Below are 16,402 nucleotides of genomic sequence, written 5' to 3'. Positions count from 1 at the left end.
TATAATATGTTCGATACAAAATGCCAGAGCAGCTATTTCTGCCCGAACGATTCCAGGAGAATCCCACGGGCTTTTAAAAATTTATAATGATTGATTGTATACTGAATGCGGCTTTTCAGCATTCTGAACTCGGCAATTTCCCGGTTGTTCTGATGGTCGAGGTATTTGTTTAAAAGCATGAAACCTTTTTCGTACAGTTTGGTAGCTTCATCGAAATTCCGCTGCGCTAGCTTAAAAGCATCCTTGCTGGAATTGTACTGTTTGTAATTCAATTCCATTTTCGAAAATGTCTCATTGAAATCGGGCGAGGTGCCATACATGTAATAATTACCTTTAAGATCCAGGTCGGGCAGTGAATTGCTTTTTTGCATTGCCAGGTTGACCTCGGCTTTTTTCAACGACGCCTCTGCGCTGAGATAATCGAACCGCTTCGCAAGTGTTTCCGTGCGGATTGCGGCGATATCGATATTACCAAGAATCGGCCGTGGCTCGATAGGTGCCTTTTCCAGAGCAATATGCCTCCCGCCCTCGATTTCATTGATGAATTCGAGCAGTTCTGCCGATTTTTGAATATAATCGCTCTCTATGGAAAAGAGTTCATTCTCCTTTTCGAGCACCTGCGATTTACAGTGAAAAAGCTTTTCTTCGTTCTCGAATTTACCGGCAACCAGTTTTTCCATGATAGTCAGCGATTTTTTCGCAGTCTCAAGGCTGTGCCTTTTGATCATTCGTTGATTCTGGGCTTCTAAAAGCTGATAATATGCAGTGATACCGTTCATGATTGTTGTTTCGAGCTTGTCTTTATATCCGAGTCGGCTCAGACGTTCTTCGGTGCGCGCCAGGGCCAGGTCGCGCTGTGCAAAGATATTCGACAGCCCGGAAAGCAGGTTCTCTTTTTTCGACTCCATCATGAAAAGCCCCAACTCGGATTCTTCATCGTAAAGACGGTAGACGGCAAGCGAGCCCTGGCGGTACCGGCGGAGGTATTCTTCGATATGCGTCTCGGCGGAACCGGATTTCAAATATGATTTTGCCGATGAAACATAGACATCTTTTCCACCCTTATTCACTCCGTCAAGCATGGCGCGCAGGTCATCGAATGGGTTGTGAATCCGGTTTTCATCGGCGAGCCACAGCGACCCGAATGTAATGATCCAGGATGACGGTTCACTGGTTTATACAATTCCCGAAGGGATGAATATGGATCCGGAAGCAGGTGTTCTTCATGTCTCGCAGCCGGTAACCGATATGGTTCTTCCACCGGAGATGCATACCACTCCAGACGGCAACCTGGTCACAACGCTTCCGCCGGATGTAACCTTTAATCCTGAGACCGGCACGCTGGAGGTTCCGCCGCATATGGCCGATCATTTTACACCGCCGGAAATTCATCCGGGGTGCGACGGCAGCATGCAGATAGATCTGCCCCACGAACATCAGTATGATCCGTCAACGGGACACATGTCGCCGCCGCCCGAGCAGGCCAACTGGGCCGTGCCGCCCGATGTTGAAATTCACCCTGAAGGCAGTGTCGTCTATCACCTTCCCGAAGACATCAAATTCGAAGATGGCCATTTGTCGGTTCCCAACGAGCATACCGACTGGGCAGTACACCCGGATTATCACATTAATCCCGACGGCATGCATTTTACTCCTGACGGCGGTATGGAATTCCCTATGCCCGAGGGCGCGGAATTCATGCCTGATCAGGGATACATGCAGTTTACCCCCGAAGGTGCAGATTCGTATCTTCCGGAGCCATACCATATCGCTCCCGAGGGTGGCATGGCAATCGATACGCCTCCCGGAACAGAGTATATGCCCGAACAGGGAATTATCGATATCGATCCCGCACAGGGAGATATGGCCCCGTACTGCGGCCCGGGAATCGATATTCAGCCCGATGGTTCGGTGACTTTGAGTATGCCTGAGGGCACCCAGATTGATCCGAACAACGGAATGGTAACGGTTCCGCAGGCACAAACCGGCATGATCCTTCCCGACGGTATCTCGACAACCCCGGAGGGGAATGAGGATTTTTAGATATTGTTTTTCCGGTTGCCTCTGTCCCTATTATATTTTGTAGTCGGATTCTGAAACAAATGTGAAAAAAGCATGCCTTTATGCCTACTGTACTTAACTGACCTTTTTATATGCCGGTTGGTATCAAATGTATCAATTCGGCGCTGGAAATAGTATTGCATATGAAAAATTTGAAATTTATACTACTGCTATTATTATCTTTCTCTGTTCTTTTTGCGCAGAAATTTCCCAATAAACCTTCCGGCCCGGTCGCCGATTACGCAAACGTTATCGATGCCGGCACCGAACAAAAAATATCTTCTATTGCCCAGGCTCTGTGGGATCAGGCCGGTTTTGCTCTCGTTGTAGCAACCGTTCCAACGCTCGATGTGGATGAGACTTGGATCGAAGACTATACAAACAAACTGTATGAATCCTGGGGAATCGGTGCGAAGGGCAAGGATGAAGGAGCATTGGTTTTTCTTTCGCTTGATCCTCGCAAAGTGCGTATCGAAGTCGGCTATGGTGCCGAGGGGTATATCAACGATGCCAAGGCCGGAAGGATTCTGGATACGTACGGGGTTCCCCTGTTCAAGCAGGGTGATTACTCGCAGGGATTCATAACGGTGTCAGCAGCGCTGGCGCAGGTTATCGCCGAAGAAAAGAATATTTCACTCACTATGCCGCAACAGTATCGTGTTGCACAGAGGCCGGTGCCGCAATCGTCGCGGGGCCTGTCGCTGGGGAAGCTTATTTTGATGCTGATTGCCGGAATGTTTCTTATCGGAACTCCTTTCGGCCGGGGCATTCTGATGGGGATGCTTCTATCGGGCCTCCTGGGCGGCGGAAGAAGAAGCCACGGCGGTTTTGGTGGTGGATTCGGCGGTGGCGGTTTTGGTGGCGGTTTCGGTGGCGGCATGAGCGGCGGTGGCGGAGCGACAAGAGGTTTTTAGAGGCGAAAGTGAAAGATAAGATATAAGGATGGTGGATCCATTGACCAGTATCATTAATAAACCCGGGAGTTTTTCATGAAAGAAATAAAAGATCCGAAAGCATTGGCCCGTGAGGCGGCTGATGAATACAAAAGCTGTTATCGTGATAAGCTGGTTTCGGTTATTCTTTTCGGCAGTGCTGCCGGGGGTGATTTTGATCCAAAATCATCGGATATCAATCTTTTGATTATCCTGAATAAGGCAACATTGCAGCAACTTGAAAAGTCCGGGGCTATTCAGGAAAAATGGATGAAAAAGCGATTCACCCGGCCATTGTTTATGGATAAAGAGTATATCTCCCGCTCTCTGGATTCCTTTCCTGTTGAATTTCTCAATATGCGGGGGTGTTATGAAGTTTTGTTTGGTGAGGATGTTCTCGCTGGATTGACAATTAAAGACGAAGATCTCAGGTTGCAAATAGAAAGAGAATTGAAAGGAAAGCAGCTCCACTTGATGCAGGACTGGCTGGAAGTCCGGAATAAGTCGGGGAAAATAAAAGACCTTCTGGGAATTTCCATACACGATTTTGCTGCATCTTTCCGGGCTATGCTCCATTTAAAGGGCGAGGATGTCCCCAGGGACCGCTTGTCGCTGTTCGCTGCGATTGACAAAGCCTATAGCCTCGAAAAAGAACCGTTAACAAAAACCCTGCAGACATTTCAGTCGGGAGATAAAAGCAAGATGGCGGCAGTGTTTCCCGAGTATGCACAGGCAATTAAACAACTCACGGCTATAATCGATGAAAAATTTTAAATAGAGGAGATTGCAGTATGAAGGGAAGAAATGTTTTACTTATTATTATCGGCATTATTGTCGTGGTGGGATTTATTCTTATTCGCGGCTATATCGGTATACACAACCGCCTGGTGGATCTTGATGAAAATGTTAAGACCCAGTGGGCCAATGTGGAAACGCAGCTCCAGAGGAGGATGGATCTCATACCCAATCTGGTGGAGACAGTCAAAGGCTATGCGTCTCATGAAGAGGAAGTGTTGACTGCGGTTACCAGAGCGCGGGCGAGCGTAGCCGGAGCTAATACGCCGGCAGAAAAAATTCAGGCGAACAACCAGTTAACCTCGGCGCTCTCACGACTCCTTGTTGTTGTAGAACGGTATCCCGATCTGAAGGCAAACACCAATTTTCTCGCGTTGCAGGATGAGCTTGCCGGAACCGAAAACCGGATCGGCGTGGAACGGCGGCGCTATAACGAAGCGGCGCGAACATTCAACAGCACCATACGGAGAATCCCTTATACCTTTTTTGCCGCCGGCTATGAACGCGCCGCGCTGTTCAAGGCGGATGAAGGGGCAAAGGAATCTCCTAAGGTCAAGTTCTAAAAGAGAGGACGTATGAAAACAGTTGCCGTTGTGGGAAGTCGGAATCCGCAGGGTCGGACCGCGCAGGCGGTTAATGCCTTTTGTCAAAGTGCGGCGAAAGAAGCGAGCTCGGTCGATATTTTTATGCTCCCCTCGATGAAAATCGAGCGGTGCCGCCAGTGTGACAACCAGGGATGGGGTACGTGCCGGTTTGAGGGACGGTGCTGTATCGATGATGATATTCATCAGATCATTGATGCTATTGCAGAGGCGGATCTCGTGCTCTTTGCCACCCCGGTTTACTGGGGCGATCTGAGTGAAAGTCTCCGGGCCCTTACCGACCGTCTGCGCCGGATCTCCACAAATGAAAAGGGCACAACAAAATTCGCCGGAAAGAAAGCGATCGGAATCTGCGTTGCCGGCGGCGGAGGCGGCGGCGCACCCGAATGCGGCGCCTCACTGATCAAACCCCTTCTAACCACTGGATTCGATGTTGTCGATATGGTGCTTGCACGACGGCAGAACCTGGAAAGCAAATGTAAATATCTTGCCGCCCGGGCTGTTGAGCCGGCAAAGTGAGTTCTTCCCACGGAACTCACCCCAAAGCACACAAAGAGAAGGGAGAGAATGAAACGTTGAGAGGCGCTTCATATATCTCAGCAGCATTAACGCTTTAACGCACTAACCCGGTAACACGTCAACGCAACCCCAGTTCTTTCAGTTTTCTGGACAAATTAGATTGCGCCATGCCGATTGATGCCGCGGTTGCGGTTATATTGCCGTCGTGCTTTTTAAGTACTTCACCGAAATAATCTTTTTCGAATTTTTCACGGGCCGTTTTATAATCGAGCGAAGTATAATCTTTAAGTGAATTGGAATGGTTGTCTGCTGATGATCTTTGTACTGCCGCCACCGATTCTATCACCTGTTCATCAATGACCGGACTCTCCGAGAAAACCGCCGCACGGGTAACGATATGCTTTAATTCCCGGATGTTGCCGGTATACTTTCTCTGTGATAAAGCGGATAGAGCACTTTCAGAAAATGAGCGGTCGAGCTGCATATCGGTACAGACAGTCTTAAGCAGTGCTTCGGCCAGGAGCGGGATGTCATCCCTTCTTTTGTCAAGTGATGGTGTTCTGAGGATAAATGCGCAGAGGCGGTACCAGAGATCGTGTCTGAAAAGTCCCTGCTGGACCAGTGTATCGAGATCTTTATGGGTTGCTGCGACGATGCGCACGTTCACAAACACCGAACGAGTGCTTCCGAGACGGGAAAACTGTCCACTTTCCAATACCCTGAGAAGCTTTGCCTGTATTTGAAGATCCATGTCGGCGATTTCATCTAAAAAGAGCGTGCCGCCGTTTGCCTGTTCGATGCAGCCTGTCCGTCGGGCATGCGCGCCGGTGAAAGCTCCTTTTTCGTGACCAAAAAGCTCATCTTCGGCAAGCGTTACCGACATGGATGCTGCATTGGTAGCGACAAAAGGACCGTCTGCCCGTGTTCCTTCGTAGTGAAGTGCCCGGGCAACCAGCTCTTTTCCTGAACCCGAGGGGCCCATTATTACAACCGGTTCGGCAATGCCTGCGAGCTTGTCTACCTGACGGTACAGCTCTTTCATGGCCGGGGCGGCATATACCGGCTGGGGAAGATGCTGTCTGCTTTGTTGGGATACTTTATGTTTGAGACGTACGGCATCAAGCGCATTGCGCACGCATGCTTTTACCTGTATCAGCCGGAGCGGTTTTTCCATGAACTCATGAGCTCCCAGCTTGAATGCCTGCGCCGTTAATGCAACAGTGCCGTGACCGGATATCATTATCACCGGCATCTGTGGCCGCTCGATTTTGAGAAGCTTCAGAAGGTCGATGCCGTTTTCATCACCGAGTTTTATGTCGACTATAGCAAGATCGATCCCCTTTTTTACACAGTCTGTTGCAGCCTGGATCGTTTCGGTGGAATATACCTCATATCCCTCTTCTTCCAGAATCTCCTGCAAGCTCTCACGGATCGGTTCTTCGTCATCAACAACCAAAATTTTCATTATGTTATTCTCATTCATATTGTGTTTCTCCAAAAACATCCTGAGGAAAATCTATGTTTACCGTTAAATGCTGATTGTTTTCTGTGGTATCTGATTCTATGGAAACCGTGCCGCCCATTGTTTCGATAAGTCTTTTTACGACCGGCAGGCCGAGGCCGGTGCCCCCTTTTTTCAGGCTCACATAGGGAAGCCATATTCGTTCCCGGTCTTCATTTTTAACTCCCGGTCCGTTATCACGAATTGAGAGTCGTATTTTTGGGCCCTGAGTGTGAATATGGGCAATAATTTTTTTGGCGCCAGCTTCAAGAGAATTTTTCCAGATATTCAGAAGTATTTGATTCAAAAGATAAGGGTCGGCATCGATTGTTGCCGTTCCCTGCAAATCGGTCGTTATCTTTTGGGCCAAATCTCCCGAAACACTGCTTATTGCATCGTGAAGAGCTACTTTTTTCAAGTGGACTTCAGGTTCCCGGGAAAAGCTCCTGAACTGGTTGACCAGCCGTTCCAATACATCGAGCTGATTGTTTATCCGGGTTAGGAATTTATTAATGGTTTCGGGCGCCAGATTTTCCCCTTCGGCAACCCGTTCTTCAATTCGGTCGAGTGACAGGCGTATGGGCGTGAGCGGATTTTTGATTTCGTGAGCCATTACCCGGGCAATGTCCTGCCATGCCCGCTCCATTCCCTGTATTCGTGCTTTTTCTCTGAGAATACCGAGTTCTTCCTGAAGTGTTACGACGGCGTGTTCCACCGTTCCCAAAGCACCTCCCGAGGCGGGGACAACGTCGGCGTACATACCTTTACCGATTTGTTCGACAGTTCCGGCAAGATTTTTCAAGGGCCGGGTCAGGCGTTTCAGTGTCCAGAATGCAAAAAAGGAGAGTCCTAAAAGCAGGGCAACAGAAAACCCGAAAATACTGCGCCGTTGCTCATTGATGATTATGGGAATCAGAGCTTTCCATTGGCGGTGTCGTTCCAGGCACGCAACAATACTATCTCGTTCCGCTCCTTCCATATGCGTAAGTCCTGAACGGAGCAGCGGCTCAAGATCATGGTCGATACTCTGCTCGAGCGTGCTTGTCAAACGAGATACAAAGAGGCGCTGGAGCGGCAAGGCGATAGCGACAAAGAGCACGAAGGCAAGGATAAATATTTTCCATTCGAGTTCGAGTTTTTTAAACATAATTCTCCGGCAACATAACAGGTGTTAATAATTTGGCCATGGTGTAAAACACAGGCGATTGTCTTTCTATTCTTCGTGCAAAATGATAATCTTCGTTATCTTTCGGTGTCCCCAGATGCGGGGCCCAGGCTGCCGGCTTTGTCTTCCAGACTGTCGACTGCATCCTCCAGAATTTCAGCTGTTTTGCGGAGTTTTTCTGTTTCGGTGCGCAAATACACTACCTGTTCTTTTTTGCTGATATAGACGGTCTTTTGCTTTGGTGACGTGCCTGTGGATTGTGACGCCCTCTCGATGGCTCCATTAATGTCCTGCAAGGCAGGGGCAAAAGGGCTTTCTGGTGATGTTCCACTAACGGTTATCGTGAGCTTGAACATTGTGGACTCCTTGGATCGATATCGCAAGTTAAAATAATGGCAGGTATTTTATTTACCAATTTTTTCGTGTTCCATGCTGTGCAAGGTATCGTGATGGTTGTGTGACGGCATAATGATAATCAAAGCTCATGCCACCAAAACAGAATTGCCGCATTTATAGATAATTATCTCCAAAACTTCTCCAGCGCCATTTTTTTTCTTCACGCGGATTTAAATTAAAAATAATTAGTGATTATATATCAGCCATATATATCAATTCGATATGAATGCAGCGGAAGTTACCACAGGCGGCAACCAAATTTTCATCATACATAGACGGATTCGCAGGGATTTGGTTTCTGGATTGCATGGCATATCGGTTGCATTAGGGAGAACAAATTAAAAGATTAAAAGATTATTAAGGAGTTTTTTAATGGAGGCGGAGCTATGATAAAAAAAATTGATGGTATTTATTCGGCAATCGGAGTTTTGATATTCGTTTTAATTCTTCCGGTTACGGCTGAAAAAAAATCACTGCCTGCTGTTTCGGGGAACCTCAAGGGGGTTGTCCTGGATAACCGGACTCGCCGGCCGGTTGAAGGCGCTGTGGTGAAAATTATAACTATGGGATATGCTGATACCACCGACAGTGCGGGTACTTTTCAGTTTGATGGAGTACCGGTTGGGCATTGTGATATAGAGGTTAATTCCGATAAGCATGAGCTGCGGATATTCCCCAGTATAACGGTGAAATCCGGTGAGAATGACAGGATTGTTTTTGAGATCCGGAAAGAGGACCTGACCGTCAATCTGGATAAAGTGACCGTCAGGGGGCGGCGAGTCATGACAAAGTCATCAGGCCAGTTTAATTCGGTGCAGAAGCTTTCGCGGGATGAGGTCCTTCTTTCGCCCGGATCATCTCAGGATCCGAATCTGATCCTCCAGACACTTCCCTCGGTCGTATCGGGTACCGATTACGGATTCAATCGGTTTCTGGTTCGTGGGGGCAGGGATGATGAAAACATTTTTCTTATTGACGGCATCGAGGCGAATAACCTCAGCCATTGGGGAACTGCATTCGGTTCGGGTGGCGCCATTACAAAACTTCATGTCGATTTTCTCCGAACCATGGATTTCTATGCAGGGGGAGTGCCGACACGCTATCCTCCCAAGCTTTCATCAGTGACTGATATCCATTTCCGGGATGGTTCCATGGAGCATCAGAAATATCAATTCGATCTCAATATGGCAGGGGCTGGCATATTTCTTGAAGGTCCTATAGCTAAAGGAAAATCGTCCTACATGCTCAACATGCGGGTCAGCTTTCTGGATATTATGCAGCTCTTCATGGATTTTGGTGGAGTTCCCCAATACCAGAATGGCCAGCTCAAAGTAGCATGGAATGTCGATAAAAACAATAAATTAACGACAAACCTTCTCGCAGGTCATGAAATCATTGAGGTAACCGAAGAGGATGATGCTGAACATATTACCAGTGAAGGATATCATGCGATTGGTGGAATCGAATGGAGAAATCGGCATGGAATCTACGAGAACAAGCTTCTTTTTTCCGGGGAGTATCAGAAATTCGAAGAGACCGGAACCATGCATGACAGCATAATGCTCTGGGAATGGAAAAATTTACGAACCCGATTTCAGCTCAAGGATGATTATTCATTGTTTATACGCACCAGGGATGTCTTCAGCACAGGGTTTGTTGTCGAAAAGGAAGAATTCAAAAACGGCGTTGTCAATGAAGAATACTTTGTTTTTGCCGATACGGCGGGAGATTTATCCTACGACTATTATAAACATATGATCGATACGACTGTTGCGGGAGCTCCGGTCTTGTTTACAAGCGCTCAACACGTCGATCTTGAGGCTAAAAATAATAATTACCGGATCGGCGGCCATGCCGGTTATACGATGTATGCCGGTCCGGTAAAGGTCCATTGTGGTATTCGTGATGACTATTTTACGCTCTCCGAAAAACATGGAATTTCTCCACGCGGTGGCGTCGCACTCGATTTTGGAAAGGTCGGCACTTTTTCGATCAGCAGTGGTCTTTATTATCAGTTTCCCGCATATCTGGTTCATATCACTACCGATCAACTCACCAATGATGTTCAATTGTGGGATGTTGATCTGCAGAGAAATATGCAGGGGGTATTCGGTTATGAGAAGCAGCTGTCCGACTATGTTGTTCTGGGATCAGAATTTTATTACAAACTATACGACAAAGAGCCTCTTTACAGGATAGTATCGCCAGCAAATGCTCCCGGCAAAGGGATGCGACAAATTGTAATCAAGCCCGACCGGTACAGTGAAAAGAAAGCCTACGGGTTCGAGCTTTATATTCATAAAAAGAAGCTTGACAATTTGTATTATCAGTTTTCGTACACCTTCTATAATTCGCTTCAGGAGTATGAAAACAATGAATGGTACGTGTCGGATGAAAATCTTCGTAACTGTGCAAGCCTGATTCTGGGCAGCAATTTCAATAAAAACCATCGCCTCTCGATGAGATTTGATTTTTCGGAAGGACGGCCTTATACACCAATTGATCAGGAGGTGTCGTTCCTGAGTGGAGAGACGGTTTATGATTTTGCTGATGGCTGGAATTCAAAGCGGAGACCGATGAGAACAAAGCTTGCTTTGCGGTATGATGCTACCTGGTATTTCAGGTGGGGCAACATTACTTCATATTTCGAAATTAAGAATGTGCTGAACCAGAAAGATATTGTTGCGGAATATTATTCTCTGGGAGACAGGTTTCCCGAGGGTGAAATCAAGCAGTTTAAGGGACAGGGAATAATGCCGGTGGGGGGATTCAAACTTGATTTCTAAACTGTCCGGCAGTCACCGTTGATGCAAGATATCCATGGAGCATGTCCTGAAGGGCCATGCTCCGCTACTTAAGAGGGGCGCCGGTGTATACTTACTCAAACCCTAAAATTCTGCTCCAAGAGAAATGTAGGATTTGGGACTCTTGACATATGTCCGCCAGTCGGTTTTCCAGGCGCGGTCGAACCGGAGAATGAACATGCCTAAATTTGCCCGCAGCCCAAAACCGATACCGCCGTAGATATCCTGGGGCAGGGGAAAAAGATCGTGTTCATCTCCTTTGCTCCATGCATTTCCGACATCGGCAAATACTGCGCCGTTTATATACCGGAACGCAATCGGCAGAGGCCAGGCCAGAGAAAATTCTCTCACAAAGGGAAAGCGGAATTCTACATTTGCAACGGCGAAACGGGGGCCGGTAATATCAAGGTAGTTCCATCCACGGAAAGGTACGACGAACTCCGAATAGAAAATGTTGTTGATATTGGCTTCATAGTTTTCCCGGTTTGGCGGATCAAAGAACAGCCAGTACTCGTTGCCGCCAAGGAAAAACTGCCGTGCAGGACGATTTTTGTCCAGCGGGAACGATGCACCCGCGGCAAACTTGGTGGCAAGAACGAATTTCCTGGCAAAATGAAAGTATTTCCTGAAATCAAAATCGAATGAAATAAAGGTTCGGTCGACTATATCCAGAGGCGGTGATGTCACGAGCCGTGCCTCGGCGCGGGTTCCGTTTACCGGGCCGGTGATACCCCAGACAATATTGTCGAACGTGGCGGATAATGAAGGAAGAATAATATAAAATGATTCGGGGCTGGTACTTTCTTTCTCCAATGAAAAGTTATGCAGACGATACCGCTGGCGCTGGATATAGGAGATATAGGAATTAAAACTGATCCGCGAAAACATCGAAAAGGGATAAGAAAGATGGAGAAGACCACCGGCTTTGGTGTCGTGGTAATAAAGCTCCGATACGATAACAAGTGAGTCGGAAGATGTTTGGGCGGAATCATTTTCTTCGGGGGCAAGAATGCCACTGTATGTATAATCCCGGTTGAAAAAACCACCAACACCGAAATCGAGGCGATGTTCGAGGTTGAGATAGGACGCGAAAACATGGGCATACTCGTCAATCTTCCCCTGCACATCACCGGCAAGCGTTATTCGATGATTTCCCATGACATCACTGAGAACAATCTGGCCTGCCCCGCCGTATCCATACACCGAATTTACGGCAAGACCAACCGACACCATATCGGGAGAAAATTTCAACCGATAGGGTTCCGAATCCATGTCTTCAAATGAAAATTGTTCTTCTGTTTCCGAGGAATCGGCAGTTTTCGAAGTGTCGGTAAGTGAATCCTGCTCCACACTGGCTTCGGCAATTTCTGTTGGTGCCGATGATTCCGAAGAATCGTTTTCGATGCCTGTAACGGTTGTATCGGTTGTTGTCGACGAATCCTCAGGAGCGGGAGGAGTTTCTTTTTCGACAATTATGTCCGATGATGCGAGAATGGTGGTGGCGGTGGTGCTATCTGAGGTGCTGTCGGTCAGCTCTTTTGTCGTCGCAATACTGTCGGCTCGGTGAGTGGAATCTTTGATCGCGGTTCTCCGGTCAAAGAAATCGAGTGTCGTATCCTGAAGGCACTGAGCCCACCAGGTGAGTGTTAGTGAGCTGTCTTTTCTCTTTTCCAGGGGTTTTTTCATAACCCAGATATGCCATCCCTGCTTCTGAAACAGGCAAAAAGCAATCGTCTTATCGTTCCGGGCCCAGTCGGGGTCGAGGCACCCGCCGATAAAGTCAGTGATGGGCCGGCCACTGTCGGGGGTAGCAAAGGGGGCAATATACATATTATTAATGCCGTTTTTATCGGAGATATACAGTATATGCTCGCCGTCGGGAGAGAAAGATGGATTGGTAGCATTATATTTTGCATGTGTTAACTTTCTCGTTTTCTGTGTTGCGATATCGAAATGATAGAGCGAATGGACCGGTCTGAACCGGCTGTCACGATTGCGATAGATAAGGCCTGTTGAATCCTGAGCACTGTAGATAATCCCTTTGCCGTCTGGGGAAAATCGAGGATTTGACTCATAGGCGATTGTCGAAGTCAGGCGGGTGAGAGAATCCGACTCGAGGTTGTAGAGAAACAGGTCACTGCGATCTTGGCGCAGGCCGATGAAAACAATCGATTCTCCGGAAGGTGACCAGTCGGGAGAACTGATAAGTGAAAAATCGGGTGAGAGAACCCTTACGTTACTTTTGTCATAGATATTTATAATGCGGATTTCGTCTTTGCCTTTACGGCCCGAGACAAAGGCGATGCGGTCGCTTTCGGGCGACCAGCTCATTCCGCTCCGGAAGGGATGAAACGATTCAAAGTATCCGCCGTAACCATACTGGCTGATTTCGGTGATTGTTTTCCCTTTGAGATCGGTTACAATAATGCGCGTGTAATCTCGTTTGTCGGAAAAGTAGGCGATTTTTGTTCCATCGGGAGAGAGACGCGGTTTAAGATTGAAGTTGCTTTTTGTTTTTTTGGTCGATGTCAGGGCTCGTGCCGTATGTTTAGGATTGTCCCGGCGACCGATTTCAGGCCAGTAGATGCGCCGTAACTGTTGGCGCCATTCTTTACCGAGTTCTTCAATTGATTTGTGAAATATGTTTTCAAGACTTAATTCGACATTTTTGGAATCCCGAAAAGCTTTCAGAAACCCCGAAAAATTTTCCTTGCCCCGGGTTGCTTCAAGAAAATGGAAAAAGGATTGTCCCCCTTTATAAGCCATGTAGCCACCCATCTGATAGCCGGGCATGGGGATCGAGCTGTTGATAGCCCGGTCCATCAGAAACATATCCGACTCCACATTCCAGCCGCTCGAAAGATATTCCGCAGTTCCTTCGGCAAACCAGAGCGGCATCTGAAGGCTGGATGAACGAACCAGGGAGCTGCCGAATTGATCGTATATTATGCCGTATTGAAACGCATGAACCAGCTCGTGATGTAACACATGGCGGTAATCTTCGTAGGAACCGGTGAAGGGAACCACAATTCTGTTTTTAAACAACTCGGTAAAACCACCCACGCCCTCGGGAAGGATCTCCATGATAATGTTCGTTGATTTAAAACGATTCGGGCTGTTGTAAATGATAAGCGGCACCGGTTTCCGATGCTTGAACCCGAAATCTTTACTTAATTGTGCATATGCTTTTTCTATCCAGTATGCAGAGATCTTTGGAATATCACCCTGGTTTTGGTGATGATAAATTTGAAAATGGGGCGTTGTTGAATAACGCCACTCAAGATTTTCATATTGTACCTTGTTTTTTCCAAAGCCGAACGACAAAGAACACAGAAGAAACACCAGTGAGAAGATAAATGCTGTTTTTTTCATAACCCTGTTATATATTGTTAGTAAGTACTAAAATTTTCTACACTTATGCAGAAATTATCTATCCTGTTTTCATGTAGTATTAATTCGTTTAAGCGCACAAGAATATTTTTTGTAAGATACAATATGACAACAAGTGTTCATCGATCTATACCTTATTGTATATAACATTATATATTACATGAAGTATAAAAAAAATTAAAAATGAGTATCATTATAGTTAAAAAAGATCAAGAGGAAGATACGGCGGGTATAAAAAAAATAAAAAAATGCTTGCACTGCCGCCTGCAAATTTTATAATAGATATATACGACAAAGTAAGTGTGACTTTGACTTTCTCTTGTTTATTCTCTTGACTGCCTCTTATAACGGAAGTATTTTGATCTTATATAAGAGGCCAAGGGTTGAGGAGATTTTCTATTTTAAACGATCAACTGACATTGTCTCAGTGCAACAAATCCCAATTGACGAGTAATACTATGGTGAGAAAAAGAATCGTCCGGTTAGCTGCCGTTCTCTTTTTCTGCACAGCGGGCTTGGTGTTCGCCGGCAGAAAAATTGTCGTTCCCCATGATTTCCCTACGATCTACGCGGCCATAGGAGAAGCCGATGAGGGGGATACTGTATATGTCAAGAAAGGGGTTTATCGTGAAAACATTGCTCTCGCAGACAATATCGTGCTGATGGGGCAGGACATGCAGAAAACGGTTATCGACGGCAGTCGAAGAGCTCCATGTATCATAGGAGCTGACGGTGCGGTGATAACCGGATTTACCATCCGTAATGGAACTACCGGTATCTTGTGCAAAAATACCCGGCCAATTATTGAGCGAAATCTGATCGTCGATAATAAAGGAACCGGAATTCATGCCCTTATTTCGCTTCCCGATATAAACAACAATATTATCTACAGAAATGAGTGGACCGGTATTTTCCTCGAAAGTGTGCGGGGAACGCGGACATCGATCAATCATAATGTTATTATTGAAAACGGCTATTGCGGCGTTTTTTGCGCGCACAGGTCGGAGGTTTTGATAAGAAATAACATTTTTTACGAAAACAGGCAGTACGCGGTGTATGTAGGGCCCGGTGCCACTAAAACGCGTATTACATATAATGATATATATAGAAACCGAAGGCCCTTTAATCCTGATGCTGTCATTAATAAAACAAATATTTCAAAGGACCCACTGTTTATCTCTCCCGGTCACCCTCAATATAACTATTTCTGCAAACCTGTAAGCATATGTAAAGGTAAAGGCGAAAACGGTTCTGATATCGGACTGATAACCAAACAGATGGTTGCTGTTATGAGTACCGATAAGGATGGTGACGGTATTCTTGATGATATCGATCAATGTCCTGATGTTGCCGAAGATAATGATGGGTTTGAAGATGAAGACGGATGTCCCGATTATGATAACGATAAAGATGGAATCTACGATACGGAGGATGAATGTCCCAATGATCCTGAAGATCGTGACGGCTTCCAGGATATGGATGGCTGTCCTGATACGGATAATGATAAGGATGGTATTCCTGATGTTGCCGACGGCTGTCCCAACAATCCGGAAACCATTAATGAATATAAGGACGAAGATGGCTGTCCTGATGAAAAGCCGCAGGAGATCAGGCAGAAGCTTATTCTTCGAGGGGTGAATTTTAAAACGGCAAGTGCGGAGTTGCTTGAGGAATCCTATTATGTTCTTGAGACGGTATATAACAGTCTCGAGGCATATCCCCACATAAAAATAGAAATCGCCGGCCATACCGATTCCGAAGGTGGCGATTCATACAATATGGCACTTTCTGTCGATCGAGCCAAGGCAGTAAGAAATTATCTGGTTATGCGAGGTATTGCTGAAGATAGAATAATTGCCCGGGGATATGGCGAGACAAAGCCTGTAGCATCAAATGAGACTGCTGAAGGTCGCGCTGAAAACAGACGGGTTGAAGTAATTCCTATTAAATAAGTTTACGATCATTTTTAACGAGGTCAGGTGGGTGTGAAAGCTCTTGGTATTGCTAAAAAACGGTGTGGTGTTTTTATAGCATGTTACTCCCTTGTAAGCCTTTTAGGTGTCGGTCCTGCGTTTTCCTACGTTGGAACCGGTGGATATGATGCGCCCTATTTCCAGGCCGATTTTTACCAGGATCTTGGCGATTATACCTCGGGGCTGGTCAACCCCGCGCTTCTCTACCGAGTCAACCAGATCCATTTTGATGCCGGTTTTTACCGCTGGGCCCTTGGGCACTGG

13 protein-coding genes are annotated in these 16,402 nt (G+C 46.7%); 8 read left to right on the top strand and 5 right to left on the bottom strand.

All coding sequences use genetic code 11. The features are described from left to right. Window positions 1-32 precede the first annotated feature (32 nt). The gene (locus GF401_04815; GenBank protein ID MBD3344367.1) at window positions 33-1,082 is read right to left on the bottom strand and encodes a hypothetical protein; all 1,050 of its coding nucleotides are present in this window, start codon (window positions 1,080-1,082) and stop codon (window positions 33-35) included. A 67-nt stretch (window positions 1,083-1,149) separates the two neighbouring features. On the opposite strand from GF401_04815, the gene GF401_04810 reads away from it, so the two are divergent. The 5 genes from GF401_04810 to GF401_04790 all read left to right on the top strand — a co-directional run bounded on the left by GF401_04810 (window position 1,150) and on the right by GF401_04790 (window position 4,909). Continuing rightward, window positions 1,150-2,043, top strand: coding sequence for a hypothetical protein (locus GF401_04810; GenBank protein MBD3344366.1), 894 nt, complete (start codon window positions 1,150-1,152; stop codon window positions 2,041-2,043). Window positions 2,044-2,153: 110 nt separating this feature from the next. Continuing rightward, window positions 2,154-2,975 carry a hypothetical protein gene (locus tag GF401_04805; GenBank protein MBD3344365.1) on the top strand — a complete coding sequence of 274 codons (822 nt, stop codon included), beginning with the start codon at window positions 2,154-2,156 and terminating at the stop codon, window positions 2,973-2,975. A 75-nt stretch (window positions 2,976-3,050) separates the two neighbouring features. Beyond that, a complete protein-coding gene (locus tag GF401_04800) occupies window positions 3,051-3,767 on the top strand; it encodes a hypothetical protein (protein ID MBD3344364.1) in 717 nt (238 codons plus the stop codon). Window positions 3,768-3,784: 17 nt separating this feature from the next. Further along, window positions 3,785-4,351, top strand: coding sequence for a LemA family protein (locus GF401_04795; protein ID MBD3344363.1), 567 nt, complete (start codon window positions 3,785-3,787; stop codon window positions 4,349-4,351). Between the two features lie 12 nt (window positions 4,352-4,363). Further along, window positions 4,364-4,909, top strand: a complete 546-nt coding sequence (locus tag GF401_04790) for a flavodoxin family protein (GenBank protein ID MBD3344362.1) — start codon at window positions 4,364-4,366, stop codon at window positions 4,907-4,909. A gap of 118 nt (window positions 4,910-5,027) precedes the next feature. On the opposite strand, the gene GF401_04785 is transcribed toward GF401_04790, so the two are convergent. The 3 genes from GF401_04785 to GF401_04775 form a co-directional block, all read right to left on the bottom strand. Then, a complete protein-coding gene (locus GF401_04785) occupies window positions 5,028-6,413 on the bottom strand; it encodes a response regulator (GenBank protein MBD3344361.1) in 1,386 nt (461 codons plus the stop codon). Then, window positions 6,385-7,557 carry a hypothetical protein gene (locus GF401_04780; GenBank protein ID MBD3344360.1) on the bottom strand — a complete coding sequence of 391 codons (1,173 nt, stop codon included), beginning with the start codon at window positions 7,555-7,557 and terminating at the stop codon, window positions 6,385-6,387. Before GF401_04780 ends, GF401_04785 begins: the two co-directional genes overlap by 29 nt. 95 nt (window positions 7,558-7,652) lie before the next feature. Beyond that, window positions 7,653-7,931 (bottom strand): hypothetical protein, encoded by a 279-nt coding sequence (locus tag GF401_04775; protein MBD3344359.1) that lies wholly within the window; start codon window positions 7,929-7,931, stop codon window positions 7,653-7,655. A 426-nt stretch (window positions 7,932-8,357) separates the two neighbouring features. Between GF401_04775 and GF401_04770 the strand changes: the two genes are divergently transcribed. After that, window positions 8,358-10,757, top strand: a complete 2,400-nt coding sequence (locus GF401_04770) for a TonB-dependent receptor plug domain-containing protein (GenBank protein ID MBD3344358.1) — start codon at window positions 8,358-8,360, stop codon at window positions 10,755-10,757. A 102-nt stretch (window positions 10,758-10,859) separates the two neighbouring features. On the opposite strand, the gene GF401_04765 is transcribed toward GF401_04770, so the two are convergent. Further along, window positions 10,860-14,147 (bottom strand): BamA/TamA family outer membrane protein, encoded by a 3,288-nt coding sequence (locus GF401_04765; protein ID MBD3344357.1) that lies wholly within the window; start codon window positions 14,145-14,147, stop codon window positions 10,860-10,862. 476 nt (window positions 14,148-14,623) lie between these two features. On the opposite strand from GF401_04765, the gene GF401_04760 reads away from it, so the two are divergent. Next, window positions 14,624-16,117, top strand: a complete 1,494-nt coding sequence (locus GF401_04760) for an OmpA family protein (GenBank protein ID MBD3344356.1) — start codon at window positions 14,624-14,626, stop codon at window positions 16,115-16,117. Between the two features lie 27 nt (window positions 16,118-16,144). Next, window positions 16,145-16,402 (top strand): hypothetical protein (locus GF401_04755; GenBank protein ID MBD3344355.1); only part of this gene is annotated, 258 nt, incomplete at its 3' end.

It is taken from the genome of Chitinivibrionales bacterium, assembly GCA_014728215.1.
In the GTDB taxonomy this organism is placed as follows: Bacteria; Fibrobacterota; Chitinivibrionia; order Chitinivibrionales; family WJKA01; genus WJKA01.
The sequence above is the reverse complement of the archived record's forward strand: the minus strand, read 5'-3'. Positions and strand labels throughout refer to the sequence as shown.

What these genes read in the sequence shown, in the direction of transcription:
- GF401_04815 (MBD3344367.1), bottom strand. Translation starts at nt 1,082, where the DNA reads ATGCTTGACGGAGTGAATAAGGGTGGAAAAGATGTCTATGTTTCATCG.
- GF401_04810 (MBD3344366.1), top strand. Translation starts at nt 1,150, where the DNA reads ATGATCCAGGATGACGGTTCACTGGTTTATACAATTCCCGAAGGGATG.
- GF401_04805 (MBD3344365.1), top strand. Translation starts at nt 2,154, where the DNA reads ATGCCGGTTGGTATCAAATGTATCAATTCGGCGCTGGAAATAGTATTG.
- GF401_04800 (MBD3344364.1), top strand. Translation starts at nt 3,051, where the DNA reads ATGAAAGAAATAAAAGATCCGAAAGCATTGGCCCGTGAGGCGGCTGAT.
- GF401_04795 (MBD3344363.1), top strand. Translation starts at nt 3,785, where the DNA reads ATGAAGGGAAGAAATGTTTTACTTATTATTATCGGCATTATTGTCGTG.
- GF401_04790 (MBD3344362.1), top strand. Translation starts at nt 4,364, where the DNA reads ATGAAAACAGTTGCCGTTGTGGGAAGTCGGAATCCGCAGGGTCGGACC.
- GF401_04785 (MBD3344361.1), bottom strand. Translation starts at nt 6,413, where the DNA reads ATGTTTTTGGAGAAACACAATATGAATGAGAATAACATAATGAAAATT.
- GF401_04780 (MBD3344360.1), bottom strand. Translation starts at nt 7,557, where the DNA reads ATGTTTAAAAAACTCGAACTCGAATGGAAAATATTTATCCTTGCCTTC.
- GF401_04775 (MBD3344359.1), bottom strand. Translation starts at nt 7,931, where the DNA reads ATGTTCAAGCTCACGATAACCGTTAGTGGAACATCACCAGAAAGCCCT.
- GF401_04770 (MBD3344358.1), top strand. Translation starts at nt 8,358, where the DNA reads ATGATAAAAAAAATTGATGGTATTTATTCGGCAATCGGAGTTTTGATA.
- GF401_04765 (MBD3344357.1), bottom strand. Translation starts at nt 14,147, where the DNA reads ATGAAAAAAACAGCATTTATCTTCTCACTGGTGTTTCTTCTGTGTTCT.
- GF401_04760 (MBD3344356.1), top strand. Translation starts at nt 14,624, where the DNA reads ATGGTGAGAAAAAGAATCGTCCGGTTAGCTGCCGTTCTCTTTTTCTGC.